Raw genomic sequence first — 25,095 nt, forward strand, 5'->3', positions numbered from 1 at the left:
TTTCCAGCAAAAGTGCGAAGCGGTTTTGCGTAGGCAAATGCATAGTAACAAAAAGATGGAGCGGCTCACGATTCTGTAGCAACTGGAGCCGCTCTATCGCCATAGATTGACCATTTAAGCTTGGCGATGTGAAGCAACCGGATTGGCAATTTTAACGGTTTGGTTTATCAGAATGTCGGATTGGCTTTTCAAAATGGAGAAAACATGGACGATCTGGATGAAAAGCTTATCACGCTTTTACGTCACAATGGCCGACGCAGCATTTCGGATGTGGCAATCGATCTCGGCGTTTCACGCGCAACCGTCCGCTCGCGCATGGAACGTCTGGAACAGTCCGGCGACATCATCGGCTATACGGTGATCCTGCGGTCTGATGCGGTTGATCTGCCGGTGCGCGGTATCATGATGATCGAAATCGAAGGCCATGTCGCCGACCGTGTGGTCAAAGCGCTTGGCGGCTTCTCCGAAATTTCAGCCATCCACACCACCAATGGTCGTTTCGATCTGGTGGTGGAGCTGGGCGCTGCAACGCTGACAGATTTCGATGCTGTGCTGCGCCGCATCCGGCTGGTGCCGGGGATCAAGGCCAGCGAAACCAATCTATTGTTGGCAACACCGCGCTCAACGCGCGCACGTCTCTAATAAAAAAGCCCGGCTCAAGGCCAGGCTTTCTATTTTATGAGTAAGTGTCTGAATTAAAAAGCGGCAGGCCGTGGCGAAAATGGTGATTTTCGAGCACCGAAGCGGAGTGTACTTTCGGGTACATGAGCATCGGAACGCAAACAAATTGCCATTTGCAGACTGGCATGGCGGCTTTTTTCACTTCTATTAGGCGAGGATCGGATAATCCGTGTAACCCTTAGCGCCACCGCCATACATATGCTGCTGATCCAGCTCGTTGAGCGGTGAATTGTCCTTCAAACGACGGACAAGGTCAGGGTTGGAGATGAACGGCTTGCCAAAGGCAACCACATCAGCGCGACCGCTTTCGATTTCCTGTTCAGCCAGTTCGCGATCATAGCCATTATTGACCATCCAGGCAGCTTCGCCACCGGCATCACGATAAACCTGCTTGAGACGCGCATAATCGAATGGCTGTGGACCCTGCTGGAAATCGCGTGGGCCGCCGGTCGCACCTTCGATGATGTGAATATAAGCAAGACCGTAAGAGGCAAGCTTTTCGAGCACATAATCAAACAGCGGCTGCGGATCGGAATCTGATGCATCATTGGCAGGCGTTACCGGCGAAAGACGAATACCAACTTTGCCCGGCGCAACCGACTTGGTGATTGCGTCCACCACTTCAAACAGGAATCGTGCGCGGTTTTCGATGGAGCCGCCATATTCATCGGTGCGATGATTGCTGTCCGAACGCAGGAACTGGTCGATCAGATAGCCGTTTGCAGCATGGATTTCGACGCCGTCAAAACCAGCCACTTCAACCGCATCCTTTGCAGCCTTGGCATAGGTCGCAACGATTTCTGGAAGCTCGCTCTTTTCAAGCGCGCGTGGCTCTGAGGTTGGTGCAAATTCGCCGGTGCCGTCCGGATGCACGAGATAGGTCTTCGACTTGGCCGTGATGGCCGAAGGCGCAACCGGCTTGCCGCCATTTGGCTGCAGGCTGTCGTGCGAAATACGGCCCACATGCCACATCTGCACGACGATCTTGCCGCCTGCGCTGTGAACAGCGTCGGTGACGCGCTTCCAGCCTGCAAGCTGCTCGTCCGAATAAAGGCCCGGCACATCGGCATAGCCCTGCCCCTGATGGCTGATCGGCGTTGCCTCGGTGATGATGAGACCAGCACTTGCGCGCTGTTCATAATAGGTGACGTTGAGGTCGTTTGGCACAGCGCGGGGCGAGCGATTGCGCGTCAGCGGTGCCATAACGATACGGTTGGCAAGCTTGAGATCGCCGACTGTGACTGGATCGAACAATGTGGCCATAGATACATTTCCTTCAAGTGGGAACGATTGGGCAAATGGGATTAAAGATCGGACAGTGATTTGAGCAAGGCGGCAATCGCCTCCTCATCGCGCTTGTAGAAGGTCCATTGGCCAACGCGGTGGGGCGTAATCAGCCCCGCTTTCGTCAGCACGGACAAATGAGCAGAAACGGTGGACTGGGAGAGGCCGCACCGCTCGAACTGACCGGCGCACACACCCATCTCCAGGGGCATGTGCTGAGCGGAGAAATGCTTCTCCGGCTGCTTGAGCCAGCTTAAAATGTCGAGACGAACTGGATGGCCAAGTGCCTTGAGTATCTCGTCCAACGGCATAGCCAATGAATTAGGCTGTGCTACAGATTGAATGTCCGACATCATGGTCACCTCGCTGATCCTCATTCATATCGTCATTTCACGATATATGTATCGCTCAATTCCGATTTTAAAAGACCCTGCGCGTTCACAGGCGCGTGAACAAAGAATATACATGCTTTCCTGTGGACCATTATGGCGGTCGTGATTGCGTCAAAAACCTATCCGACTATGTTCGCGTAAAGATTTGAGATTGGAATGAATATGGCCAACGATATTAAGCGAATTGCCGCAATCATTGCAGCGGAGATCAACGCAAAGCCCGAACAGGCCATAGCAGCCATTGGTCTTCTCGATGAAGGCTCGACCGTGCCGTTCGTCGCCCGTTACCGCAAAGAAGTCACCGGCGGACTTGACGACACGCAGCTGCGCACGCTGGATGAGCGACTTTCTTATCTGCGTGAGCTTGAAGCACGGCGCACTTCCATTCTGGAATCGATCCGCGGGCAGGAAAAGCTGACGCCGGAACTGGAGCTGAAAATCGCAGGCGTCCAGACCAAGTCCGAGCTTGAAGATCTGTATCTTCCCTATAAGCCAAAGCGCCGCACCAAAGCAGAAATCGCACGCGAACGTGGTCTTGGCCCGCTTGCCGAAGCTATTCTCACCGACCGCAGACTGGTCCCCGCAGAGATTGCCACACAATATGTCACGGGCGACGTTGCCGATGTCAAAGCAGCTCTTGAAGGCGCGCGCGACATCATTGCCGAAGGCTTCACCGAGAATGCTGAACTGATCGGTAATCTGCGTAATTATCTCAAAGATCGCGCTGTTTTGCGCTCCCGAGTTGTCGATGGCAAACAGGACGCAGGCGCTAAGTTCTCCGATTATTTCGACCATTCCGAACGCTGGGCAAATGTTGCAGGCCACCGCGCTCTGGCGATGCTGCGCGGTCGCAACGAGGATTTTCTGTCGCTCGACATTGAAATTGACGCCGACGACACCTCGCCTGTCAAACCGGTCGAACGCAAAATTGCAGCCGTCTATAGTATCGGCGCCACCCTGCCCGGCGACCGCTGGCTGATGGAAGTTGCAGGCTGGGCATGGCGCGTCAAGCTCTCGCTCTCCTTGTCACTCGACCTCATGCGCGACCTGCGTGAACGCGCCGAGGAAGAAGCCATCAACGTCTTCGCCCGCAACCTCAAAGACCTGCTGCTCGCAGCCCCTGCCGGTTCGCGTGCCACCATGGGCCTTGATCCGGGCATCCGCACCGGCGTCAAAGTCGCAATCGTAGATGGCACTGGCAAACTGCTCGACACAACGACGGTCTATCCGTTTCCGCCAAAGAACGATGTGCGTGGCACACAGGCAGAGCTTGCAAGCCTGATCCGCAAACACAAGATCGAGCTGATTGCGATTGGCAACGGCACAGGCAGTCGCGAAACCGAACGTCTTGTCGTGGATATGCTCAACGACCTGCCAGCGCCCAAGCCGCTCAAAGTCATCGTGTCGGAAGCAGGTGCATCGGTCTATTCGGCGTCAGAAGCAGCAGCGAACGAATTTCCGCAGCTCGACGTATCGCTGCGTGGTGCCGTTTCCATCGCCCGCCGCCTGCAAGACCCATTGGCGGAGCTCGTCAAGATCGAGCCTAAATCCATCGGCGTTGGCCAGTATCAGCATGATGTCGATCAGTCCCGTCTGGCGCGTTCGCTCGATGCAGTGGTCGAAGATGCAGTGAACGCTGTCGGCGTTGATCTCAACACGGCATCCGCCTCACTGCTGGCGCGTGTATCGGGTCTGGGAAAGTCTCTTGCCGAAGCAATTGTTGCGCATCGCGATGACGCCGGTGCCTTCAAGAACCGCAAGGAACTTCTGAAAGTAGCTCGCCTCGGCAACCGCGCTTTTGAACAATGCGCAGGCTTCCTGCGTATCGCCAACGGCACCGAACCGCTTGATGCGTCCTCCGTTCACCCGGAAGCCTATGGCGTTGCCAAAAAGATCGTTTCCGCCTGCGGTCGCGATGTGCGCAGCCTCATGGGTGATAGCGCAGCACTTAAAAGCCTCGATCCGCGCGTCTTTGTCGATGAGCGTTTTGGTCTGCCAACCGTGCGTGACATTATCGCCGAGCTTGATAAGCCGGGCCGCGATCCGCGTCCTGAATTCAAAACCGCGACCTTTGCCGATGGCATCGATGACATCAAGGACCTGAAACCCGGCATGATGCTGGAAGGCACCGTCACAAACGTTGCTGCCTTTGGTGCCTTTGTCGATATTGGCGTGCATCAGGACGGACTTGTCCATGTTTCGCAGCTCGCTGATAAGTTTGTCAAAGACCCGCATGAAGTGGTCAAGGCTGGCGATGTGGTGAAGGTGCGCGTGACCGAAGTGGATGTGCCACGCAAGCGCATCGGCCTCACAATGCGCAAGGAAGGTGGCGAAGCCCCTGCCCCGCGCAACAATTCGCAGCGCGACACGAAACCTGCACAGAAGCAAAACTTCACCCCGCGCAAACAGGAACAGCCGTCAACCGGCGGTTTCGGTGCAGCCCTTTTGGAAGCGATGAAGAAGAAATAGGCTAGAGCGTGTCGCGCTTATTCGTATCCACAGCGCTCGCTCTATCTATTTTTTTGCGCATGTCGTTATCGGATCGAAGCGGGATCAGAAATCAGTCCAGTGGACTGATTTCCCCGCGAAGGCGGTTCCCGCTTTTCCGCGACATGCTTTAAATCTTGTTGCCGATTGGAAAGCCGGTTGAGACTTTTCTCACCGGCATTTCATCGGTTGGAATGATCCAGCCGCCGCGAATAGCGATGCGAACTTCATCGCCTTCTTCCAGTCTTACCGGATCGCGCACTTCAAAATGCAGGTGAATATCCGGTTTTGTCAGCGGATGCGCCTCGATGCGCGAACCGCCACCGCGATAGACCGAACGTTTGACCCGCACAGGGATGCCGCCGGTTTCAGTCAATGCCAGATCTTCTGCGCGAACGCAGAGCTGCGCATTGGCACGCGGCATTTCAATGCCGGAACAACGCACCTCAGCACGGCTTCCCAGCACCAGCGCCTCACAATGTCCCGCTTGCGCAAAAGACACGACCTCCGCAGGCAGAACCATCCCATGCGCGATGAAGGACGCGACCATTTCGCTGGCCGGTTCTTCGTAAAGCTTGCGCGGCGTATCGAACTGCTGAAGCTTGCCGTGATCGAGAACTGCAATCCGGTCAGCAAGCGCCATGGCCTCAGCCTGGTCATGGGTAATGTAGATAATCGTCGTACCGGTGCGCTTGTGGAAAGCCGCAAATTCGTCTTCCATCGAAGCACGCAAATGCACGTCGAGATTGGCAAGCGGTTCGTCAAACAAGACCAGCGAAGGGGCTGCTACCAGACAGCGGGCCAAAGCCACACGCTGCCGCTGACCACCCGAAAGATTGGCCGGGCGGCGATCACCAAAACCGTCCAGATCGACCAGCGCCAGCGCTTGGCGAACGCGGGCCTCGCGCTCGGCTTTGGCAACCTTTGCCACCCGCAGACTATAGCCGACATTCTCGGCGACCGTCATATGCGGCCAGAGCGCATAATTCTGGAAGACGATACCGACCTGCCGCTTTTCCGGTGGCACGTTACCATCCACATGAGAAACGCGGCTGTCCCCAATATGGATTTCGCCACCATCGACATCTTCAAAACCTGCAATCATCCGCAGAAGCGTGGTCTTGCCGCAGCCAGATGGTCCGAGAATGGCAACAAACTCGCCGTCCTTCACATCAAGCGACACTTCAGACAGGGCCTGGAACTCGTTGAAGGCCTTGGAAACAGAAGCGATTTTCAGTCGCGCCATGGCAGCACCCCGTTTGGAAGACGCCGCGCAAACAGATTTGTTGCAAGCATCAGCATGAATGTTACCGCAACGGCCAGAATGGATATGGCAGCCGCATAGGCGGAATCGCCCGCCTGTTCAAAAGAAAACATCACCACGCCCAGCGTTTCCGATCCCGACGCCCAGAGGAGCGCTGAAACCGTCAGCTCACAGAATGCGGTCATGAAAATGAGTACGCCGCCTGCAAGCGTCGCTGGTGCGACAAGAGGAAATATAATGGTCCTGAGCCGATAGAAAAGCCCTGCGCCTGCAATTCGCGCGGCTTCTTCCAGCGCACGGTCAATCTGGTGAAGGCCAGCAACCGTTGGCCGCAGCGCCAGCACAAAGAAGCGCGCAAGATAGGCAAACAGGATGATCCAGAGCGTATTATAGAGGCTGACGCCGACCACCGGCAGCGGCTTTAAGAACATCAGCAGGCAAGCAATTGCCAGCACCACGCCCGGTAACGCATAGGGCATCTCGGCTGCGAAGTTGAGGATCGGCGTCCACCGCCGTTTGCGCCATGCGAGCATATAGGCAAGTGGAACTGCAATCAGCACAGCAAAGACAGCCGCCGCAAAGGACAGCATCAGGCTATTGCCAAAAGCGCGGGCTGATCCGCTGTGTTCAAGCATCACAAAGCGGAAATTTTCAAGCGTTGCTGTCGCAAATGTAAGCGGCACGCCATAGGCCGGAACCAGTGCTGAAAGCGTCAAACCGATCAGCGGCAGAAACAGCACGATCACGATCAACAGCCATGCAGCCAGTTCCGCCCAAATACGCCATACGCCAAGCGCAAAAGGTGCAGCGGGCAACGACGTTGAAACAATGCGGAAATCGCGACGGCGCGAGGCGTAATCTTGCGCTGCGATCCCTGCCATAGCGATCAGACCAATCAGCACTGAAAGCACCGCGACGCTGGAGAGCACCGCTGGCCCACCGCCCGCAAGACGCTGATAAATCAGCGTTGGCAAAACGAGGTAATTCGATGGAATCCCCAGAAACGCCGGGATGCCGAAATTGCCGACGCACGACACGAAAGCCAAGGCTGCAGCACCGATGATCGATGGCGTCATCAGCGGCAGGATGATGGTGCGCAGAACAGTCCATTTACTGGCACCGGCACTCAGACCCGCTTCCACCAGCTCGCGTGGAAGCTTGCGCAGACCAGCGCGCACAATCAGAAAGACCAGCGGTCCATATTGCACGCCCAGAAGAAAGATAATGCCCCAGACAGAATAGAGCGGATTGCGGCTTCCCAGCGGCGGCGCCATGCCGATGATCTTGAGGAACTGGCTGGAAGGCCCGAAAAGCTGGAGCCACGCCAGCGCTGTCACCTGCGGGGCAATCAGCAGCGGGGTCACATAAAATAGCACGAAGATATTTCGCCCGCGCATGTCTGTGAGGCCGACGAGCAACGCCGCAATAATACCAAATACCAACGCCAGCAGCGTGCCGCCGATACCGATCTGCAGAGAATGCCATGTGGCAATCCATGTCGAGCGGCTGCTCAATGTTTCAGAAAGAACGGATGTCGAAAGCTGTCCCTGCGGCGCAACAAGCTCAACAAGCAGACGCGCCATCGGCAGAAGCGACAGCACCGCAACAATCAGCGTTACACCAACAATCAGGGCCGTATCACGGCCCTGAAGATCTCGAAACATCCGCATTTTCGCTTTTTATCCGCCAAACAGCTCGGAGAACTGCTTCTTGTCGGCATCAGTCTGATCGAGAACTTTCTGGGTGTCGATAGACATGATGTTGATCTTGGTGCCTTCTGGCAGCCATGCAGGGCGACCAACGCCGTCCTTGGCAGGCAGATAGCCCTGCTCAAGTGCCAGCTTCTGGCCATCATCCGACAGGACGAAATCAACGAACTTCTTGGCACCATCGACGTTCTTGGCTGTCGCCATGATCGCAACTGGTTCGGTTACAGCAGGCACACCTTCCGACGGGAAGACGAACTCGATCGGCGAACCCTTGGCCTTGGCATTGAGCGCCATGAAGTCAACGAGAATGCCGTATGGCTTTTCGCCACTTGCGACCGACTTCAGAACCGCGCCGTTGCCCTTCACGCTTGCAAGTTCATTGGACTTGAGGTTCTTGAAATAATCCCAGCCGAGATCCTTGTTGAGTGCGAAACCGCTCAGGAGATAGGCCGCAGCACCCGAATAAAGCGGGCTTGGCATAACAACCTGGCCCTTATAGTCAGCCTTGGCGAGATCGGCCCAATGTTCAGGCTTCTGCGCCGCACCCGTGTTGTATGCAATGCCGGTGGTGATCAGTTTGGAGCCGAAATAAGTCTTGTCTGCGTCATAGCTATCCGCAGCAAAACCATCAACCTTGGCGTCCGTGTAAGGCAGAAGGCGCTTGTCCTTCTTCAGACCTTCCATCGTCACCGCATCAGCGATCAGCAGAACGTCAGGCTGTGGCGCGCCAGCTGAAAATTCGGCGGCAAGCTTGGTGAGGAGTTCGCTCGTTCCCGAACGGAAAATCTGCACATCCGTATCCGGATTGGCCTTGCGGAAAGCTTCAACCGTCTTGGTCGCATCAGCTTCTGGCTGCGACGTGTAAAGCGTCAGCGTGTCAGCCTGTGCGACAGCCATGGACAGAGCAAGAAGAGCTGGAATGGCCGTAGCCCGCTTCAACATCTTGGTCATGGAGTTTGCTCCTCGAATTTCTGTGTGATTTTCAGCAGCATGTGCCGCTGCTCCAGCGTGGTTACGCTGCATACGAGCTGAAATGGCGCAGATACTGTCATATCGAGAAGCGCGATCATTCCTGTTCATGACTCACCTGTCAAACAAGTCTGTAAAACATCTGCCAGAAAATCGGAAACGATTTCAGAAAGCAAAATGCCCTCCGGCAGACTAAGGGTCAGCAGAAGGGCATTTCAGATTGATTTGCCTTCCGCATCTCTTCCACCCCGGAAGCGATGCGGATGCCATAAAGGGCTTAGGCTTCAATTATATGACACTTTGACATTAACGCATGTCTTTATCCCAAAACCGGTTTCCACTTTTGGGAGACATGCTTTGCTTTAGATAATTATCTCAGCCGCGTGTGCTACCTGAGCGCCCGCTTCATAATAGGCTTCGCGCAGACCACGGAAACTCTGTTCCCTCGGATCGCTAACCGGCAGTGGCAGATCAGCTTCCCCGATCTCGCCTGAAACCAGCTTTGCAAGATGCTTGCCAAACACTGTTCCCGGCGCGATGCCGCGTCCGTTATAACCCGAAAAGCCAACAACATTGCGTGCAAGGCGATGGAACTTCGGCAGACTGTCATTGGTCATGCCGATCTTGCCATACCATTCCGACTCAAATTCCACTTCGCCGATCTGCGGGAAGAGACGTTTCAGCGACTTCTTTGCCCATGCCTTATGCACACTCGCACCCGTATTGCGCAGCGCACCGACGCTGCCAAACACAAGACGGCCCTGCTGGTCAAAGCGGAAAGACGACAACACTTCCTTGGTGTCCCATGCGCCCTGACGCTCCGGCAGAATGGAACGCTTGATATTGTCCGAGAGAGGCTTGGTGGCCATGTTGAAATATGGAAGGTGCACAAGCTCGGCGCGCACTTCCGGCCATGGCACATTGGTATAGGCGTTGGTTGCAACCACGATCCAATCGGCCGTAACCGTGCCAGAAGCAGTCTTGACCACCCATTTGCCATTTTGTTCGCTGGCGCCGGTCACAGGGCTTCCCGTGAAAATCCGGGCACCGGCAGCAACGGCTGCATGTGCAAGCCCGCGCACATAGGCAAGCGGCTGAATTGTGCCGGCGCGCAGATCGAGCAGCGACCCGGAATAGGCCTTGGTGCCGACCTTGGCTTCGGTTTCCTGCGCGTCGAGCAGTTTTACATTGGCACCGCGCCGCGCCCACTGTTCGTAGCGGTCTTCAAGTTCCTTGAGACCCTTCTTGCCAACAGCGCAATGCAGCGTGCCCTGTTTCTCAACTTCGCAGGCAATCTTGTGTTTCTCGATGATTTCAAAAACCAGCTTCGGCGCATTGCCGAGCACATCGAGCAGACGGTCGCCATATTGATGACCAAGCACGCCCGGCAGATCATCCGGCATGACCCACATGCCCGCATTGACGAGGCCCACATTGCGGCCCGAGCCGCCGTAGCCGATTTCAATGCCTTCCAACACGACGGCGTTGGTGCCTTTTTCAGCCAGATGCAAAGCCGTCGAAAGGCCGGTAAATCCGCCGCCCACAATCACCACATCGGCAGACAGATCGCCTTTCAGCGATGTGGTCTTGGGTGCGGCTGGAGCGGTCTTCTCCCAAAGACCATGCGAGCGAGGATCGTTCAACATTGAAGGCAACCATTTCTTATTTTGGAAAACTGGCGGTTTTTACCGTCGCAACTATTTCATGCTGTGGAAGCCACAAGAACAGCAATATTTCTGCAACAATTCATGCCTATTCGGAATGACCTATACTAAAGAACGACGTTCCCCACCTGCCCTGCGATCCACTGACAGAAGACCTGCGTCAGCGGGTTCTCAAGTTTGCCTTCCGGAACCACAAGATAATAGTCATTCTCGGTCCGCATCGGCTGCTCGAAAAGCATGACCAGTTCGCCGTTACGCAATTCCTGTTCAATCAGATAAAGCGGCAACAGTGCGAAGCCAAGGCCTGCAAGTGCCGCCCCGATCACCATCGAAAACTGATCAAAACGGTGGCCACGATAAGCGGACTTGCCTTCAACGCCACAGCTTTCAAACCATTGCGCCCACATTTTAGGCCGTGTCGCGAGATGCAGCAGCGGCTCGTTTTCCAGCTCTTCCGGGGTTGCCGGATGGCGCGCTTTAAGAAGGCTCGGGCTTGCAACAGGCACAATCACCTCTGAACATAGGAAAGTGCAGGTCGCATGTGCCCAGACCGGCTGGCCATAATGGATGGCAAGATCGAAAGGCTGCTCTTCAAAGTCAAAAACGCCGGAACGCGAGGCCACATTGATTGCAATGCCGGGATGTTTTTCAACGAAATCCGGAATACGCGGCATCAGCCAGCGCGTACCAAATGTAGGCAGCGTTGCTACACTGAATGAAGAGGTAGACTGCGCCGACGCCATGGCGCGCAGCATCGTGTCCTCAGTCTGGTTGAGCAGACGCCGCACTTCCGGCAGGAACTTTCGCCCTGCATCAGAGAGAAGAATGCGCTGGCGGATGCGCTCAAACAGCAATACACCGAGCTGGCTTTCCAGATCCTTGATCTGACGGCTGACAGCACTCTGCGTGAGGTTCAATTCGTTGGCGGCCTGCGTGAAACTGCCATGTCGGGCCGCACATTCAAACGCTTGCAGCGTGGCAATGTCGGGGATCAGTCTCCTGCTAAGCTTCATTCCAATCTCGCATTAACATAGTTGCGTTCGTCGCGATCATAACGGCAAAACGGCTGATATGATACATTTTCATCATAATCGCGGTGTGTTTTTTATTTTCTAACATACCTCCCAAGCAGACGATCCAACTTCTACGGAAGCTCTTGCAATGAACGCGCAGAAATTCGTTTCACCGGACGCCATTCGCTCCGCCTTTTCGGCAGCCATGTCGGCCATGTATAAGGAAGAAGTGCCTGCTTATGGCACATTGATGGAACTCGTCTCCGATGTGAACGCAAAGGTTCTCGCAGACGACAAGCATCTGCATGAGCGTCTGACGGAAACAGATTCGCTCGAACGCATTTCCGAAGAACGTCACGGTGCAATTCGTTTGGGCACTGCCGCTGAGCTGTCGATGATGCGCCGCGTTTTCTCGGTCATGGGCATGTTCCCGGTTGGCTACTACGATTTGAGCGCTGCCGGCGTGCCAGTGCATTCCACTGCCTTCCGCCCGATCGACGATGCAGCACTCAAGCACAATCCGTTCCGTGTTTTCACCTCATTGCTGCGCCTTGATCTGATCTCTGATGCGAAGCTGCGTGCAGAATCGGAAGAAGTTCTCGCGAAGCGCAACATCTTCACGCCGGGCGCGATTGCGCTTGTCGAAAAGGCGGAAGCCAATGGCGGCCTTGATGAAGGTGATGCGAAGACCTTCGTTGCAGAAGTGCTCGAAACGTTCCGCTGGCACGATCATGCCAATGTCAGTGCCGAGCTTTACCATCGCCTCCACGATGCGCATCGCCTGATCGCCGACGTTGTTTCCTTCAAGGGTCCGCACATCAACCACCTGACACCACGCACGCTCGACATCGACGCCGTGCAGGTTCAGATGCCAGATCGCGGCATCAACCCGAAGGCAGTTGTCGAAGGTCCGCCAACCCGCAAATGCCCGATCCTTCTGCGCCAGACCTCGTTCAAGGCGCTGGAAGAAGAAGTTTCGTTCGTAAGCGCAGACGGCACCTGGACCCCAGGCTCCCACACTGCCCGTTTCGGTGAAATCGAACAGCGTGGCGTCGCCCTCACGCCAAAGGGCCGCGCGCTTTACGACAAGCTGCTCAACGACACCCGCGCAGTTGCGCGCCCAGCGCCAGATGGTTCAAACTCGGCTGAATATGTGAAGGCACTGAGCGACACCTTTGCCGCTTTCCCTGACACATGGGCAGGCGTGCGTGAAGAAGCGCTTGGCTATTTCGCCTATTCGGTCAAGGATGCCGCACGTCTTGCAGCATTCAAGCCTGATACCGATATTGAAACTCTGATCGAAGGCGGCGCAGTCCAGTTCGATCCGATCATCTATGAAGACTTCCTGCCGGTCAGTGCCGCTGGTATCTTCCAGTCCAATCTTGGCGACGACGACGCGCAGGATTTTGTGGAAAGCCCGAACCAGAAGCGTTTCGAGGAAGACCTTGGCGCCAAAGTTCTTAATGAATTCGAGCATTATGCTCGTATCGAACGCGAATCCATCGAAGCTGTACAGGCCCGCCTGAGCGGTCTTGAAGCAGCAGAATAATCAGACAGGTTAAGAGGATAAACATGAACACCGCTGTTAAAAAACTCGACGTGAAAAAAGAAGCCGCTGATCTGCTTTCAAAGCTTGGCGTTGACGCAGCCATTTACACGTCGGGCGACCTCGCTGGCTTCAGCCCGGTCTCCGGTGAACAGATCGCTTCGATCAAGACCCACAGCAAAGAAGATGCAGTCAAGATCATCGACAAGGCTGACGAAGCTTTCCGCGCTTGGCGCACTGTTCCAGCTCCAAAGCGTGGCGAACTGATCCGTCTCTTGGGTGAAGAACTCCGCGCTTCCAAGGAAGATCTCGGCCGTCTCGTTTCGCTTGAAGCTGGCAAGATCCCTTCGGAAGGCCTCGGCGAAGTTCAGGAAATGATCGACATCTGCGATTTCGCAGTCGGTCTGTCGCGTCAGCTCTACGGTCTCACCATCGCAACCGAACGCGCTGGCCATCGCATGATGGAAACCTGGCATCCGCTTGGCGTTGTCGGTGTTATCTCGGCCTTCAACTTCCCTGTTGCTGTCTGGGCATGGAACTCCGCTCTCGCTATCGTTTGCGGTAACTCGGTTGTCTGGAAGCCATCGGAAAAGACCCTGCTCACCGCTATTGCATGTGACGCGATCCTGAAGCGCGCCATCAAGCGTTTTGGCGATGCTCCAGAAGGTCTGGCTGAAGTTGTACTCGGCGACCGTACTGTTGGTGAAGTTCTCGTTGACAGCCCGAAGGTTCCTGTTCTTTCGGCAACCGGTTCGACCCGCATGGGCCGCGAAGTTGGTCCACGCCTTGCAAAGCGTTTTGCGCGTGCAATCCTCGAACTTGGCGGCAACAATGCCGGTATCGTCTGCCCATCGGCAGATCTCGACATGGCGCTGCGCGCAATCGCTTTCGGTGCAATGGGCACCGCTGGTCAGCGTTGCACCACGCTCCGTCGTCTGTTCGTACATGAAAGCGTTTACGACGCTCTCGTTCCACGTCTGCAGAAGGCATATGCCAGCGTTACCGTTGGTTCGCCGCTCGAAACCACAGCTCTCGTTGGTCCATTGATCGACAAGGTTGCTTTCGACAACATGCAGAAGGCACTCAAGGAAGCAGCCGCTCACGGCGGCAAGGTACAGGGCGGCGAACGCGTCGATGCTGGCCATGAAAACGCTTACTACGTGCGTCCGGCTATCGTCGAAATGCCAAAGCAGCAGGGTCCGGTTCTCGAAGAAACCTTCGCACCGATCCTTTACGTCATGAAGTATTCCGACTTCGACGACGTGCTGGCGAGCCACAACGAAGTTGGCGCAGGCCTGTCCTCGTCGATCTTCACACTCAACCTGCAGGAAGCAGAGCGCTTCCTTTCGGTTGAAGGCTCGGATTGCGGCATTGCAAACGTCAATATCGGTACTTCGGGTGCCGAAATCGGCGGCGCATTCGGCGGCGAAAAGGAAACCGGTGGTGGTCGTGAATCGGGTTCGGATGCGTGGAAGGGCTATATGCGCCGCGCAACCAACACCATCAACTACTCGAAGGCTCTGCCGCTCGCACAGGGCGTTTCCTTCGACATCGACTAATCGGTCTCACGATAGATCAAAAGAAAACCCCGCTTTTGGCGGGGTTTTTTATTATCTCAACATTCGCGATTAGCGAGATTGTCGTTATGACGTGCCGAAAATCGTGGCTTTTGAGAACCGGCGCGCAGCGTACTTGAGTACGTGAGCACCGGAAGCGCAAAAAGACGCGATTTGCAGGCCGTCAGAGCGGCAATATCAGCCCATACGTTCGGAGGCGAAGGAGCCGGGTGACGCCGGGAACACGACGGTACGGTTGCCGTTGAGGAATGAACGGTGATGAATATGCGCGTGAACTGCGCGTGCCAGAACCTGCGCTTCAACATCACGGCCAATCGACACATAATCGGCGGCACTCTGCGCGTGCGTGATACGGGCGACATCCTGCTCGATGATCGGACCTTCATCAAGATCGGCGGTTACATAATGCGCCGTGGCACCAATCAGCTTCACACCGCGCTCATAGGCCTGCTTGTAAGGGTTTGCACCCTTAAACGACGGCAGGAAAGAGTGGTGGATGTTGATGATCTTGCCCGACATCTTCTGGCAAAGCTGATCGGACAGAACCTGCATATAACGTGCAAGAACCACCAGCTCAGTGCCCGTATTATCGACAATATCCAGAAGACGCTGTTCGGCTTCCGGCTTGTTGGCTTTGGTGACAGCCACATGATGGAATGGGATGTCGTGATTGACGACGACCTTCTGATAATCGAAGTGGTTCGACACGACACCAACGATATCGATTGGCAGGGCGCCGATTTTCCAGCGATAGAGAAGATCGTTCAGGCAATGACCAAAACGCGACACCATAAGCAGCGTCTTCGTGCGATGGGCATTGTCGTGGAAATCAAAATCCATTTCAAACGGTGCTGCGATAGGCTGAAAGCCTTCGCGCAAAACATCAAGCGCCACACCGTCTTCGGAAATGAAGCTGACACGCATAAAGAAGCGACCAGTGTCCAGATCGTCGAACTGGGCGCTGTCGATAATATTGCACCCTTTGCCCGCAAGATAACCCGAGATGGCGGCAACAATACCGCGAGTGGATTTACAGGTGACGGTCAGGACAAAGTTATGCATCGGACTTCCTTCATTACGCAGGCTCAATGGCATCGTGATTTTTACTCTACGATGTGATGATCGCCATGCCAGAATGCGTAATGCACTGACCGGATTGCGCTATCAAGTCGATAATGCGTGAATATTGGAATTGTGGGAGTATTCTTTAGACCGTCGACGTTACCTTGTTCAAATGACGTGGCTTATCGGGATCGTAGCCCTTGCGGCGCGTCACCGTCTCGATGATCCGATAATAGTTGATGAGCGAAACCAGCGGGTCGAGATGACCATTGCCGGTGCTGGCAGACGGCACCCGATGGCCCGGCACCGAAGCATCACCAAATGAGACAAGGTTTGCGCCGAACGACTGAAGCCTGCCCAGTGCCTGAATACTTGTTTCAAGTGCTTGATCCTGCGGTATGAATGACAGAATTGGGAAGCCGGTTTCCACCAGCCGCATCGGTCCATGCATCAGCTCAGCAAGTGAGAATGCTTCCGCATGAATATTGGCGGTCTCCTTGGCCTTGAGTGCTGCTTCGAGCGAAATGGCATAGGCCGTACCACGTCCGCCAGTGAACAGTGACTTTGCCTCAACCAACAGGTCTTCCACCACCTCGCAGCCTTCCGGCTTTGTGGCAGCCAACGCTTCCGGCAAGCGGCTCAAACCGTCTTTCAGCCGGACATCGTTGCTGGCGGCAGCCACCACGCCTGAAAGCGCTGCGACTGATGCAATGAAGGACTTGGTGGCGGCAACGCTTTTCTCTTCGCCTGCATGAAGGGCGAGCACAATGTCGGCCCCCTTCGCAAGCGGACTATCTGTTACGTTAACAACGGCAACTGTCGTTGCCCCTCCCCGCTTTGCTGCATCCTGCACCGCGATAATGTCCGGGCTTGCACCCGATTGCGACACGGTGAAATGCAGACCACCCTCCAGTTTCAGCTTCGCGCCATAAACGGAAGCCACCGATGGTCCGATAGAGGCAACCGGAATGCCCGTGGCAATCTCCATCAGATACTTGAAGAAAGTCGCCGCATGATCGGACGAGCCGCGCGCAGCTGTCGTAATCATGGTGGGCGACTTTTCAAACAGCCGACCGATCTCAGCAAATGTCCCAACTTCTGCTGCAAGAAGTTTCGCCACCACAGCTGGTGACTGTTCGGTTTCCTGTAGCATCAGGGATGGGACAGTCTGCATAATCATTCTCCGGTTGGGTCGTCCAACTCATATCAATGTTGCGGTTGCGGCTCCACTGCTGTTTCAACTTCTTTTGCGTCAGGCTCCTTGATGCGGAACCAGGCCACGTAAAGTGCTGGCAGGAACAGCAGAGTGATGCCCGTACCGGCAATGATACCGCCCATCATCGCATAGGCCATCGGTCCCCAGAACACTTCACGCGCAATCGGGATCAGCGCCAGACTTGCAGCCGCTGCAGTCAATGCAATGGGCCGCATACGGTGCTGACTTGCCTGAACAACCGCATCCCAGGGATGCATTCCATCAGTAATATGCTCTTCAACCTGTACGATCAGAATGACCGAGTTTCGGATAAGAATACCGATCAGCGCCAGCACACCGAGGATTGCCACGAAGCCGAGCGGTTTGCCACTCGGAAGCAGTGCCGCGACCACGCCGATCAGCCCCAAAGGTGCAACGGCAACCACAAGGAACAGGCGCTGAAAGCTCTGCAATTGCAGCATCAGAACGGTTGCCATCACGAACAGCATCAGCGGCACAACGGCAGCAATCGGCCCCTGGCTCTTGCCGCTTTCTTCAACCGTACCGGCTGTCGCAACCGAATAACCCGCTGGAAGCTTATCGACGAATGCCTTCACCGCAGGCTCAAGCTCTTTCACAATCGTGTCCGGCATCGTTTTATCAACAATACCAGCTGCAACCGTGATGGTTGGAATGCGCGAACGGCGATAAACGACCGGCTGTTCCAGCTCGTAACGGAAATTGGCAATGGCTGCGAGCGGCACGGAACTGCCGTTGCCAGTTGCAATCTGAAGGCTCTGAAGCGTGTCGATGGAATCGCGCTCATGCTTCTGCGCCCGCACAATTACATCGATCAGATAGATGGAATCCCGTACGTGTGTGATGCTGATACCGCCCACAACACCATTGAGCGTGGTGGCAATATCCTTGGACGAAATGCCAAGCTTGCGTGCCTTGTCCTGCATGACATCTACTCGGATGACACGACCCGGCTCGTTCCAGTTATAGCTGACGACGCCTAAGCGTTTATCGGCACTCATGATACCGGCAAAGTCCTGCGCAACGCCGCGCAGTTTCTGGATATCAGGACCGGAAATACGATACTGCACAGGGCGCCCGACCGGCGGTCCGAGTTCGAGGAACTTTACATAGGTATCGGTGCCGACATAATCCTTGCGCAACGCTTCGTCGAACTTCTGCTTCAGGCGATCACGCGCTTCCACGTCCTTGGCGACAACCACCATCTGACCGAAATACGGATTGGCTGGCTGCACATCAAACGAGAGAATGAAGCGGATCGCACTTTGCCCGACATAGGTGCTCCAGTGGTCGATATCCGGATTATCCTTGAGCATGGTCTGCTCGAAGCGTTCCATCTGCGCCTTGGTATCGGCGATGGAGCTGTTCTGGGGCAAGGTCCAGTCGATCACCAGTTCCGGTCGGTCGGATTGCGGAAAGAACTGTCGTTCGATGAAGCCCATGCCGAACACGGACACCACAAACAAAGCGATCGTCGTGATGATGGTGATCCACTTGTGCCGCATCGCCAGAAGCAGTGTCTTCGAGAAAGCTTCGAAAAAACGGCTGCGCTTTTCCTCATGATGCTTCATTTTCTTGGGCAGGAAGGTCACGCCAAGAAGCGGCGCAAACAACACAGCCACAATCCATGAAACGATCAGCGAAACAGCAATCACCACGAAAAGCGTGAACGTATATTCGCCCGCCTGACTGGTGTTGAGGCCAATCGGGATAAAACCTGCAATTGTTACAAGCGTTCCCGTGAGCATCGGAAATGCCGTGTGCGAATAAACATAAGTCGCGGCCTTGTTGATCGGATCGCCCTGCTCCAGCCGCGCGACCATCATTTCGACCGCGATCATCGCATCATCAACCAGCAGCCCCAGCGCGATAATCAATGCACCGAGCGAAACACGTTGCAGCGAAATATCCATCAGCGACATGGCAAGGAAGGTGATCGCCAGCACCAGCGGAATCGACAGTGACACAACAAAACCGGCGCGCAAGCCAAGGCTGATGAAGCTCACGGCGAGAACGATGACAACCGCTTCAAACAGCGCCTGTGTGAACCCTGACACCGCGTCCTGCACGACCTCCGGCTGATCGGCAACCTTGAAGACATTCACGCCAACCGGCAACTCAGCCTTTGCCTGCTCCATCAGGGCATCAAGCTTTTCACCAAATTCGAGCAGATTGCCGTTTGGTTTCATACCGATGCCAAGGCCAATCGCATCATGGCCGTTCACACGAAAAATCGATGTCGGTGGATCGACATAGCCGCGCGTGATCGTCGCCACATCGGAAAGACGGAAGAAGCGGTCATTCACGCGCAGATTGACGGCTCTGAGGTCGGCTTCCGAATTGAACTGGCCGCTCACACGTACGCTGATCCGCTCAGGTCCGGCCTGCACAACACCCGAAGGCGTGATCGCATTCTGATCCTGAAGCGCCTTGAGAATTGCCTGCTGGTCGAGGCCAAGGGCTGCCACCTGCCGCGTCGAGAATTCGAGATAGATCGCCTCATCCTGCGCACCGATCAGCTCAACCTTACCGGCATTGGGAATGGTCAGAATTTTGGTGCGAACATCTTCGGCGTAATCGCGCAATTGGCGCATCGATAAGCCATCGGCTGTAAACGCAAAGATATTGCCGAACACGTCGCCGAACTTGTCGTTGTAATATGGGCCGTAAACGCCTTCCGGCAGATTAGGCTTGATGTCGTCAAGCATGTGACGCACTTCGGACCAGGCTTTTGTCACCTGTTCCTTGCGCACGGTATCTTTCAAAAACACGAAGACCACGGATTTACCCGCCGTCGTCACACTGCGCGTATAGTCGAGCGTATCAAGCTCTTCGAGCTTCTTCTCGATGCGGTCTGTGACCTGGTTCATGGTTTCGTCGATGGATGCGCCGGGCCAATTGGCCTGCACCACCATGGTTTTCACCGTGAATTCGGGGTCTTCCGCGCGGCCAAGGTCGAGATAGGAGATAAGCCCTGCGACCAGAAACACGAGCATAAAATACCAGACAAGCGACCGGTGGTTCAAAGCCCAGTCAGAAAGATTGAAACCCTTTTTCACAGGCTGTTTCCTTTCGCATCCAAACGGACTTTTTGCCCTTCCTTGAGCTCGTTCACGCCGGCCGTTGCCACATAGCTGCCGACCTCGACATTATTGGCAACAAAACTGTCGCTGCGACGCTCGACAACCTGAATGTCATGAAGGCTTACAGTCTGCGTCTTTGGGTCAATCACCCAGATTTCGGTCTTTCCGTCTTTTTCAAGCAAGGCCTGAATCGGCAAAAGCACATGATCTTTTTCCGCTCTTGCAAGCCCTGCCCTTATCGTCGCTCCCAACCGGAAGCCCTCCGGCGGGTTTTCAAGTGCAATGCGGACCCGGCGCGTGCGCGTCTGCGCGTCCGCCTGCGGGGCGACTTCCCGCACCGTACCCTGTCCGGTTACGGTCGGATCAGCCTGCAGCTGGACATTAAACGGCGTTCCAGCCACGAAATACTCGGTCATGCTGTCGGGAATATCGAGAACGGCTTCACGAATATCCGGTCTCGCAACTGTCATCACCGCTTGCCCGGCAGCAACCACCTGCCCCACTTCGGCATTGGTTGCAGAGATGACGCCATCAAAATCAGGGCTTAACACGGCATAGCCGCGCTGATCTTCCGCTTTGCGCAATCCAGCCTGTGCTTTTTCAAGCCCCGCCTGTGCGCTGTCACGCGACTGCTTGGCAGCATCGTAATCAGCCTGAGAAATGTTGTTGCCCTTGAGCAAAATGTGCAGACGCTCTTCGCTGGCAGCGGCATTGGCATATTGCGCTTCCGCACTTGCGAGATCAGCCTTGGCAGACTGAACTGAAAGATCGAGTGTGGAGGGATCAAGCATCGCAACCATCTCATCTTTTTTGACGAGATCGCCAACAATAACCGGACGCGCGATAATGCGACCGAGAACACGGAAGGCCAGATCAGTCGAATAACGCGGCTCGATCGTACCAGCAAAGCTGGTCTGGATTGCAGGCTTCGGCGTTGCAATCGTGTAAAGAACAGGGCGGGCGGGCTCTGCTTGCGATGATTTGTCGTCATCTTTGCCACAGGCCGCAAGCGTTACAAGCGAACCAACAATGGCAACGCAGCTTAAAAATTTCATCGTCGATTTCATTGTGCGTCCGCCTTTTCGAGACCCTTTATAATCTCGGTTTGAGCACCGGATCGCAGCATCTGCGCGCCTTTGGTCACGATCAGCTCGCCAACATTCAAACCAGACGCAACAATGACCCGTTCCTTTTCATAGGCCAACACCTTGACCGGAACGAGCGTTGCAACCTGCGTGTCCTTTGCTACGCGCCAAACAGCCGTGCGACCTGAATCGGACGTCATGGCGCTCCATGGCAGGATCACGACCTGCTGGTTTTCCATATGGACCGTGCCTGTCACTGTTGCCCCAAGGGCCATTTGCTCAGGCGTATCGGCAATGCCAACTTTCACCCGCACGGTGCCCGTCTGTGCATCGACCACCGGTGAGATTTCGCGGATTTTCCCTTCTGCCTGAACGCTGTCGTCAGACAGCAAGGCCAGAGTTACGTCCATGCCGATCTTGGCATAATTGACCAGCGTTTCCTGAACATCGAAGATCGCATCACGCGGACCGTCTTCGGCAATCGAGAACGCAGTTTGCGCAGCCTGAACCACCTGGCCGGTTTCGATATTGCGAGCCGTCAGCACACCTGAAACCGGCGCATGAAGCTCGGTATAGGAAAGCTCGTCACGCGCATTACTGAGCTGACTTTCCGCATTCATCAATGTGCTTTGAGCGGTGCGAAACACCTGCTCAGACTGATCATATTGCGACCGCGTGGTGAAGCCTTGTGCCAAGAGCGCCTGCTGGCGTTTGAAACTTGCTTCCGCCTGCACAAGCTGCGCCTGAGCTGCATCCTTGGATGCCTGTGCAACGCGCATGTTGGACTGCTGTTCGGCATTGTCGATCCGTGCGAGAAGCTCGCCTTTCTCGACATGCTGGCCGATTTCGACCTTGCGCTCCACAACCTGTCCGTTGACGCGGAAAGAAACATTGACCAGTGAGCGTGCCGCAATTGCACCAGAGAGCGTCAGCTTGGGCTGATAGTCGACCAGCTTGCTCTCCGTCACGGCCACCGGAACGACGCCGCTCATTTCGGAATGCGCATAATTGCTTGAAGCCATAACCATCGTCGTAACGACGAGAACACTCGCAATCGCTTTCAGTGCACCATATCCCGCTTGTGCGAGAGGGGAAAATTTTGTGGCCATTGATACGATTCTCACTGGTTTCTTTGACAACAACATGCAGCCAAAAGAATGCTGAGAAAAGCATGCTTTAATAACATTATTAATCATCATATTCGCATATAGAAATGCGTCTCTCAAATAGCTTCGCGAAAGCGTTTAAATCAAAAACAATAAAACAAAATAATTATAAAATGACTTCTTCGACAAGCCGCTCGCCTGCAGCGTTTAACTGATAATAAGTGCGCTGTGTCCGAGCATCGCGTTGCCGGACCGTGATATAGCCACCATTGGTTTCAAGTACAATAACCTCCCTCAGCACAAGAGCGTGAGCAACGCCAAGTATGCGAGAAAAACTGCGGCTATCCTTGGCAATATCCAGTGCAGCCGCAGCAATAATTCCCGCGCCGAGCCGTGAGACTTTGCCCGATGCAGCCTCCAGCGCATCGACCAATGCCATATATTCAGCTTCTTCCATCAGGCGTTAGCTGCGTTAACCGCCTGAACCGGACGGAACGAAACAATGACCGACTTCGATGTTGGCGTATAGCTTTCGTCACCCGCGCTTGCCAAAGGCACAAGCACATTCATTTCCGGGTAGTAGCCCGCAATGCATCCACGCGGAATATCGTAAGGGACAAAGCGGAAATCACGAGCCACGCGCTCAACACCGTCCTCGAAATCACCGACGATATCGGCCCGATCTCCGGCTTCAACACCAATATCCGACATATCGGCGGGGTTCATGAACACCACCTGCCGTTCGCCATAGACACCGCGATAACGATCATCCATGCCATAAATCGTGGTATTGTACTGGTCATGGCTGCGGAATGTCTGGAGCACATAACGCCCCGGCTTGCCGCGTGCCTGCTGATGCTCGACAGCTTCAGGCAGTGCACCGCTCCAGAACGTAGCCTTGCCAGCCGGTGTTGCCCATTCCAGTTCTCGCGCCGTGTTGCGCAAATGGAAACCACGCGGCACACGAACGCGCGCGTTGAAGTCGTAGAAGTCCGGCAATACCCGTGAGATGTGATCACGGATCAGATCGTAATCATCGGCCAGTGCCAGCCAGTCAACCGGCTTTGGGCCCAATGTCGTATTTGCCATGCCGGCAATGATCGCAACTTCCGAACGAAGCAACGGCGAAGCTGGGTGATTGATACCGCCCGATCCATGCACCATGCTCATCGAATCCTCCACGGTGACAATCTGCGCCACGCCCTTGGAGTTGAGATCAATCTCAGTGCGGCCAAGGCATGGAAGGATAAAGGAATCCTGCCCCGGCAAAAGATGCGAATGGTTAAGTTTGGTTGCGATATGCACAGTCAGTCTTTGGCCGGACAGTGCTTTGATAATCATCGGACTGTCAGGTGTTGCACGCGCAAAATTACCGCCCAGGCCGATAAAAGCCTTTGCCGAGCCATCAAGCATGGCACCAATCGCGCCAAGCACATTATGGCCGGGTTCCCGCGGCGCTTTGAAACCAAATTCCTTTTCTAAGGCATCAAGGAATGCAGGCGACGGACGCTCATTGATGCCGACCGTGCGATCTCCCTGCACATTGGAATGTCCACGCACCGGACAAAGCCCGGCGCCCGGCTTGCCGATATTGCCACGCAACAACATGAAATTGGTGATTTCGCGGATCATGATCACCGAATGACGATGTTGGGTAATGCCCATCGCCCATGTGCAGATAACTCGACCAGCCTTCATGTAAATGCGAGCGGCATGTTCAAGCGATTGACGCAGAAGACCGGATTGATCTTCAATCGCTTCCCATGAAGTTGCGTCGACAGCCGCACGATAAGCTTCAAATTCTGCCGTATGCGCTGCCAGAAATTCGCGATCCAGAACCGACGGCTCTCCAGCCGCAAGCGCTGCATCATCGGCAGCAAATACTGCCTTGGCCATTCCGCGGAAGGCGGCCAAATCGCCACCCAGACGCGGCTGATAATAATCACTGGCTATGGCTTCGCTGCCGCCATGCATCATTTCAAGTTTGTTCTGCGGATCGGCAAACCGCTCCAGCCCGCGCTCACGAACGGGATTGAAAACAACGATCTGCGCACCGCGTTCGGCTGCGCGGCGCAGATCACCCAACATGCGCGGATGATTGGTGCCGGGATTTTGACCGACCACGAAAATCGCATCAGCCTGCTCGAAATCCTCAAGCAGAACCGTGCCTTTGCCAACGCCAACCGATTGCTTCAGAGCAACACCACTGGCCTCGTGGCACATATTGGAACAGTCAGGGAAATTGTTGGTGCCATAGGCGCGCACAAAAAGCTGATACAGAAATGCCGCCTCATTGGAGGCGCGACCCGATGTATAGAATTCGACACGATCCGGCGTATCGAAACCCTGCAAAATACCGCCGATGGCCGCAAAGGCTTCGTCCCATTCGACCGCTTCATATTTATCGGTTGCCGCGTTGTAACGCATCGGATGTGTAAGACGACCAGTGTTCTCCAGCGCATAATCCGTCCAGGATTGCAGCTCGGAAACCGTATGTTCAGTGAAAAACTTTGGCGTCGTGCGTCGTTCGGTTGCCTCCCAGGCAACAGCCTTCACGCCATTTTCGCAAAACTCGAAAGACGAACCATGTTCCGGATCACCCCAGGCACAGCCGGGGCAGTCGAAACCATCGGGCTGATTGGCTTTCAGAAGAGCACGCGCGCCAGTCAATGGCGCACCGCTGGCCAGCAACTGCTTGCCACAACTTTTCAAAGCGCCCCATCCGCCAGCGGCACTTGATCGTTTGCCAATAAATCGGGTTTCCGAAGCCTTGCTCATCTTGCTATCCTCGACTGCATAACGCGCTGCACCCAATGAATGTCGTACAACAATGCAGCATTCTAGAGCGCATCCCGAAAAGTGCGAAACGATTTTCGGAGAGGATGCGCGTGAATACAAATAATTAGGGCGCCAAATGCGACGCACCCCTGTCGTAAAAT

At 55.1% G+C, this 25,095-nt stretch carries 18 protein-coding genes; 4 read left to right on the forward strand and 14 right to left on the reverse strand.

Features of this window, described 5'->3' with window-relative positions:
* Positions 1-204 precede the first annotated feature (204 nt).
* On the forward strand, positions 205-642 hold the full coding sequence (locus ABWV94_RS12085) for an Lrp/AsnC family transcriptional regulator (RefSeq protein ID WP_007876167.1): 438 nt from the start codon (positions 205-207) through the stop codon (positions 640-642).
* Positions 643-828: 186 nt separating this feature from the next.
* Here the strand turns inward: ABWV94_RS12085 and ABWV94_RS12090 are convergent, their stop codons facing one another.
* Together ABWV94_RS12090 and ABWV94_RS12095 are read right to left on the reverse strand one after the other, a co-directional pair.
* Entirely contained in the window at positions 829-1,944 is a 1,116-nt protein-coding gene (locus tag ABWV94_RS12090) for an alkene reductase (RefSeq protein ID WP_105518812.1), read from the reverse strand.
* 41 nt (positions 1,945-1,985) lie between these two features.
* Positions 1,986-2,276 carry an ArsR/SmtB family transcription factor gene (locus ABWV94_RS12095; protein WP_007876169.1) on the reverse strand — a complete coding sequence of 97 codons (291 nt, stop codon included), beginning with the start codon at positions 2,274-2,276 and terminating at the stop codon, positions 1,986-1,988.
* 243 nt (positions 2,277-2,519) lie between these two features.
* On the opposite strand from ABWV94_RS12095, the gene ABWV94_RS12100 reads away from it, so the two are divergent.
* A complete protein-coding gene (locus ABWV94_RS12100; protein ID WP_353413680.1) occupies positions 2,520-4,826 on the forward strand; it encodes a Tex family protein in 2,307 nt (768 codons plus the stop codon).
* A 148-nt stretch (positions 4,827-4,974) separates the two neighbouring features.
* Here ABWV94_RS12100 and ABWV94_RS12105 read toward each other — a convergent pair whose 3' ends face one another.
* The 5 genes from ABWV94_RS12105 to ABWV94_RS12125 all read right to left on the reverse strand — a co-directional run bounded on the left by ABWV94_RS12105 (position 4,975) and on the right by ABWV94_RS12125 (position 11,463).
* The gene (locus ABWV94_RS12105; protein ID WP_079212168.1) at positions 4,975-6,090 is read right to left on the reverse strand and encodes an ABC transporter ATP-binding protein; all 1,116 of its coding nucleotides are present in this window, start codon (positions 6,088-6,090) and stop codon (positions 4,975-4,977) included.
* Complete coding sequence (locus ABWV94_RS12110) at positions 6,078-7,778, reverse strand: ABC transporter permease (protein WP_113496280.1); 1,701 nt, start codon at positions 7,776-7,778, stop codon at positions 6,078-6,080. The genes ABWV94_RS12105 and ABWV94_RS12110 overlap by 13 nt, the downstream gene beginning before the upstream one ends.
* A 9-nt stretch (positions 7,779-7,787) precedes the next feature.
* On the reverse strand, positions 7,788-8,768 hold the full coding sequence (locus ABWV94_RS12115) for an ABC transporter substrate-binding protein (RefSeq protein WP_353413683.1): 981 nt from the start codon (positions 8,766-8,768) through the stop codon (positions 7,788-7,790).
* A 380-nt stretch (positions 8,769-9,148) separates the two neighbouring features.
* Positions 9,149-10,432: an NAD(P)/FAD-dependent oxidoreductase gene (locus ABWV94_RS12120; protein WP_064320917.1), complete on the reverse strand. Its 1,284-nt coding sequence runs from the start codon at positions 10,430-10,432 to the stop codon at positions 9,149-9,151.
* A 125-nt stretch (positions 10,433-10,557) separates the two neighbouring features.
* A complete protein-coding gene (locus ABWV94_RS12125) occupies positions 10,558-11,463 on the reverse strand; it encodes a LysR family transcriptional regulator (RefSeq protein ID WP_007876178.1) in 906 nt (301 codons plus the stop codon).
* A 148-nt stretch (positions 11,464-11,611) separates the two neighbouring features.
* On the opposite strand from ABWV94_RS12125, the gene hglS reads away from it, so the two are divergent.
* Together hglS and amaB are read left to right on the forward strand one after the other, a co-directional pair.
* On the forward strand, positions 11,612-13,012 hold the full coding sequence (gene hglS / locus ABWV94_RS12130) for a 2-oxoadipate dioxygenase/decarboxylase HglS (protein ID WP_113496282.1): 1,401 nt from the start codon (positions 11,612-11,614) through the stop codon (positions 13,010-13,012).
* 23 nt (positions 13,013-13,035) lie between these two features.
* Positions 13,036-14,568: an L-piperidine-6-carboxylate dehydrogenase gene (gene amaB, locus ABWV94_RS12135; RefSeq protein ID WP_007876181.1), complete on the forward strand. Its 1,533-nt coding sequence runs from the start codon at positions 13,036-13,038 to the stop codon at positions 14,566-14,568.
* A gap of 195 nt (positions 14,569-14,763) precedes the next feature.
* Here amaB and purU read toward each other — a convergent pair whose 3' ends face one another.
* From purU to ABWV94_RS12170, 7 genes are all read right to left on the reverse strand, one after another.
* Entirely contained in the window at positions 14,764-15,648 is an 885-nt protein-coding gene (purU, locus tag ABWV94_RS12140) for a formyltetrahydrofolate deformylase (protein ID WP_007876183.1), read from the reverse strand.
* 145 nt (positions 15,649-15,793) lie between these two features.
* A complete protein-coding gene (locus tag ABWV94_RS12145) occupies positions 15,794-16,822 on the reverse strand; it encodes an SIS domain-containing protein (RefSeq protein WP_113496283.1) in 1,029 nt (342 codons plus the stop codon).
* A gap of 32 nt (positions 16,823-16,854) precedes the next feature.
* Positions 16,855-19,941, reverse strand: coding sequence for an efflux RND transporter permease subunit (locus tag ABWV94_RS12150; RefSeq protein ID WP_113496284.1), 3,087 nt, complete (start codon positions 19,939-19,941; stop codon positions 16,855-16,857).
* Positions 19,938-21,032, reverse strand: coding sequence for an efflux RND transporter periplasmic adaptor subunit (locus tag ABWV94_RS12155; RefSeq protein ID WP_113496285.1), 1,095 nt, complete (start codon positions 21,030-21,032; stop codon positions 19,938-19,940). The genes ABWV94_RS12150 and ABWV94_RS12155 overlap by 4 nt, the downstream gene beginning before the upstream one ends.
* Positions 21,029-22,078, reverse strand: a complete 1,050-nt coding sequence (locus ABWV94_RS12160; RefSeq protein ID WP_231195277.1) for an efflux RND transporter periplasmic adaptor subunit — start codon at positions 22,076-22,078, stop codon at positions 21,029-21,031. The genes ABWV94_RS12155 and ABWV94_RS12160 overlap by 4 nt, the downstream gene beginning before the upstream one ends.
* Positions 22,079-22,322: 244 nt before the next feature.
* Positions 22,323-22,613 (reverse strand): hypothetical protein, encoded by a 291-nt coding sequence (locus tag ABWV94_RS12165; protein ID WP_408913711.1) that lies wholly within the window; start codon positions 22,611-22,613, stop codon positions 22,323-22,325.
* Positions 22,613-24,934: an FdhF/YdeP family oxidoreductase gene (locus tag ABWV94_RS12170; RefSeq protein ID WP_113496329.1), complete on the reverse strand. Its 2,322-nt coding sequence runs from the start codon at positions 24,932-24,934 to the stop codon at positions 22,613-22,615. The genes ABWV94_RS12165 and ABWV94_RS12170 overlap by 1 nt, the downstream gene beginning before the upstream one ends.
* Positions 24,935-25,095: the final 161 nt, after the last annotated feature.

The organism is Brucella sp. NBRC 12953 (genome assembly GCF_040369775.1).
Classification (GTDB): Bacteria; Pseudomonadota; Alphaproteobacteria; order Rhizobiales; family Rhizobiaceae; genus Brucella; species Brucella pseudogrignonensis.

What these genes read in the sequence shown, in the direction of transcription:
- ABWV94_RS12085 (WP_007876167.1), top strand. Translation starts at nt 205, where the DNA reads ATGGACGATCTGGATGAAAAGCTTATCACGCTTTTACGTCACAATGGC.
- ABWV94_RS12145 (WP_113496283.1), bottom strand. Translation starts at nt 16,822, where the DNA reads ATGCAGACTGTCCCATCCCTGATGCTACAGGAAACCGAACAGTCACCA.
- ABWV94_RS12115 (WP_353413683.1), bottom strand. Translation starts at nt 8,768, where the DNA reads ATGACCAAGATGTTGAAGCGGGCTACGGCCATTCCAGCTCTTCTTGCT.
- purU (WP_007876183.1), bottom strand. Translation starts at nt 15,648, where the DNA reads ATGCATAACTTTGTCCTGACCGTCACCTGTAAATCCACTCGCGGTATT.
- ABWV94_RS12155 (WP_113496285.1), bottom strand. Translation starts at nt 21,032, where the DNA reads ATGAAATCGACGATGAAATTTTTAAGCTGCGTTGCCATTGTTGGTTCG.
- amaB (WP_007876181.1), top strand. Translation starts at nt 13,036, where the DNA reads ATGAACACCGCTGTTAAAAAACTCGACGTGAAAAAAGAAGCCGCTGAT.
- ABWV94_RS12110 (WP_113496280.1), bottom strand. Translation starts at nt 7,778, where the DNA reads ATGCGGATGTTTCGAGATCTTCAGGGCCGTGATACGGCCCTGATTGTT.
- ABWV94_RS12165 (WP_408913711.1), bottom strand. Translation starts at nt 22,613, where the DNA reads ATGGAAGAAGCTGAATATATGGCATTGGTCGATGCGCTGGAGGCTGCA.
- ABWV94_RS12120 (WP_064320917.1), bottom strand. Translation starts at nt 10,432, where the DNA reads ATGTTGAACGATCCTCGCTCGCATGGTCTTTGGGAGAAGACCGCTCCA.
- ABWV94_RS12125 (WP_007876178.1), bottom strand. Translation starts at nt 11,463, where the DNA reads ATGAAGCTTAGCAGGAGACTGATCCCCGACATTGCCACGCTGCAAGCG.
- ABWV94_RS12090 (WP_105518812.1), bottom strand. Translation starts at nt 1,944, where the DNA reads ATGGCCACATTGTTCGATCCAGTCACAGTCGGCGATCTCAAGCTTGCC.
- ABWV94_RS12160 (WP_231195277.1), bottom strand. Translation starts at nt 22,078, where the DNA reads ATGGTTATGGCTTCAAGCAATTATGCGCATTCCGAAATGAGCGGCGTC.
- ABWV94_RS12170 (WP_113496329.1), bottom strand. Translation starts at nt 24,934, where the DNA reads ATGAGCAAGGCTTCGGAAACCCGATTTATTGGCAAACGATCAAGTGCC.
- ABWV94_RS12100 (WP_353413680.1), top strand. Translation starts at nt 2,520, where the DNA reads ATGGCCAACGATATTAAGCGAATTGCCGCAATCATTGCAGCGGAGATC.
- ABWV94_RS12095 (WP_007876169.1), bottom strand. Translation starts at nt 2,276, where the DNA reads ATGCCGTTGGACGAGATACTCAAGGCACTTGGCCATCCAGTTCGTCTC.
- hglS (WP_113496282.1), top strand. Translation starts at nt 11,612, where the DNA reads ATGAACGCGCAGAAATTCGTTTCACCGGACGCCATTCGCTCCGCCTTT.
- ABWV94_RS12105 (WP_079212168.1), bottom strand. Translation starts at nt 6,090, where the DNA reads ATGGCGCGACTGAAAATCGCTTCTGTTTCCAAGGCCTTCAACGAGTTC.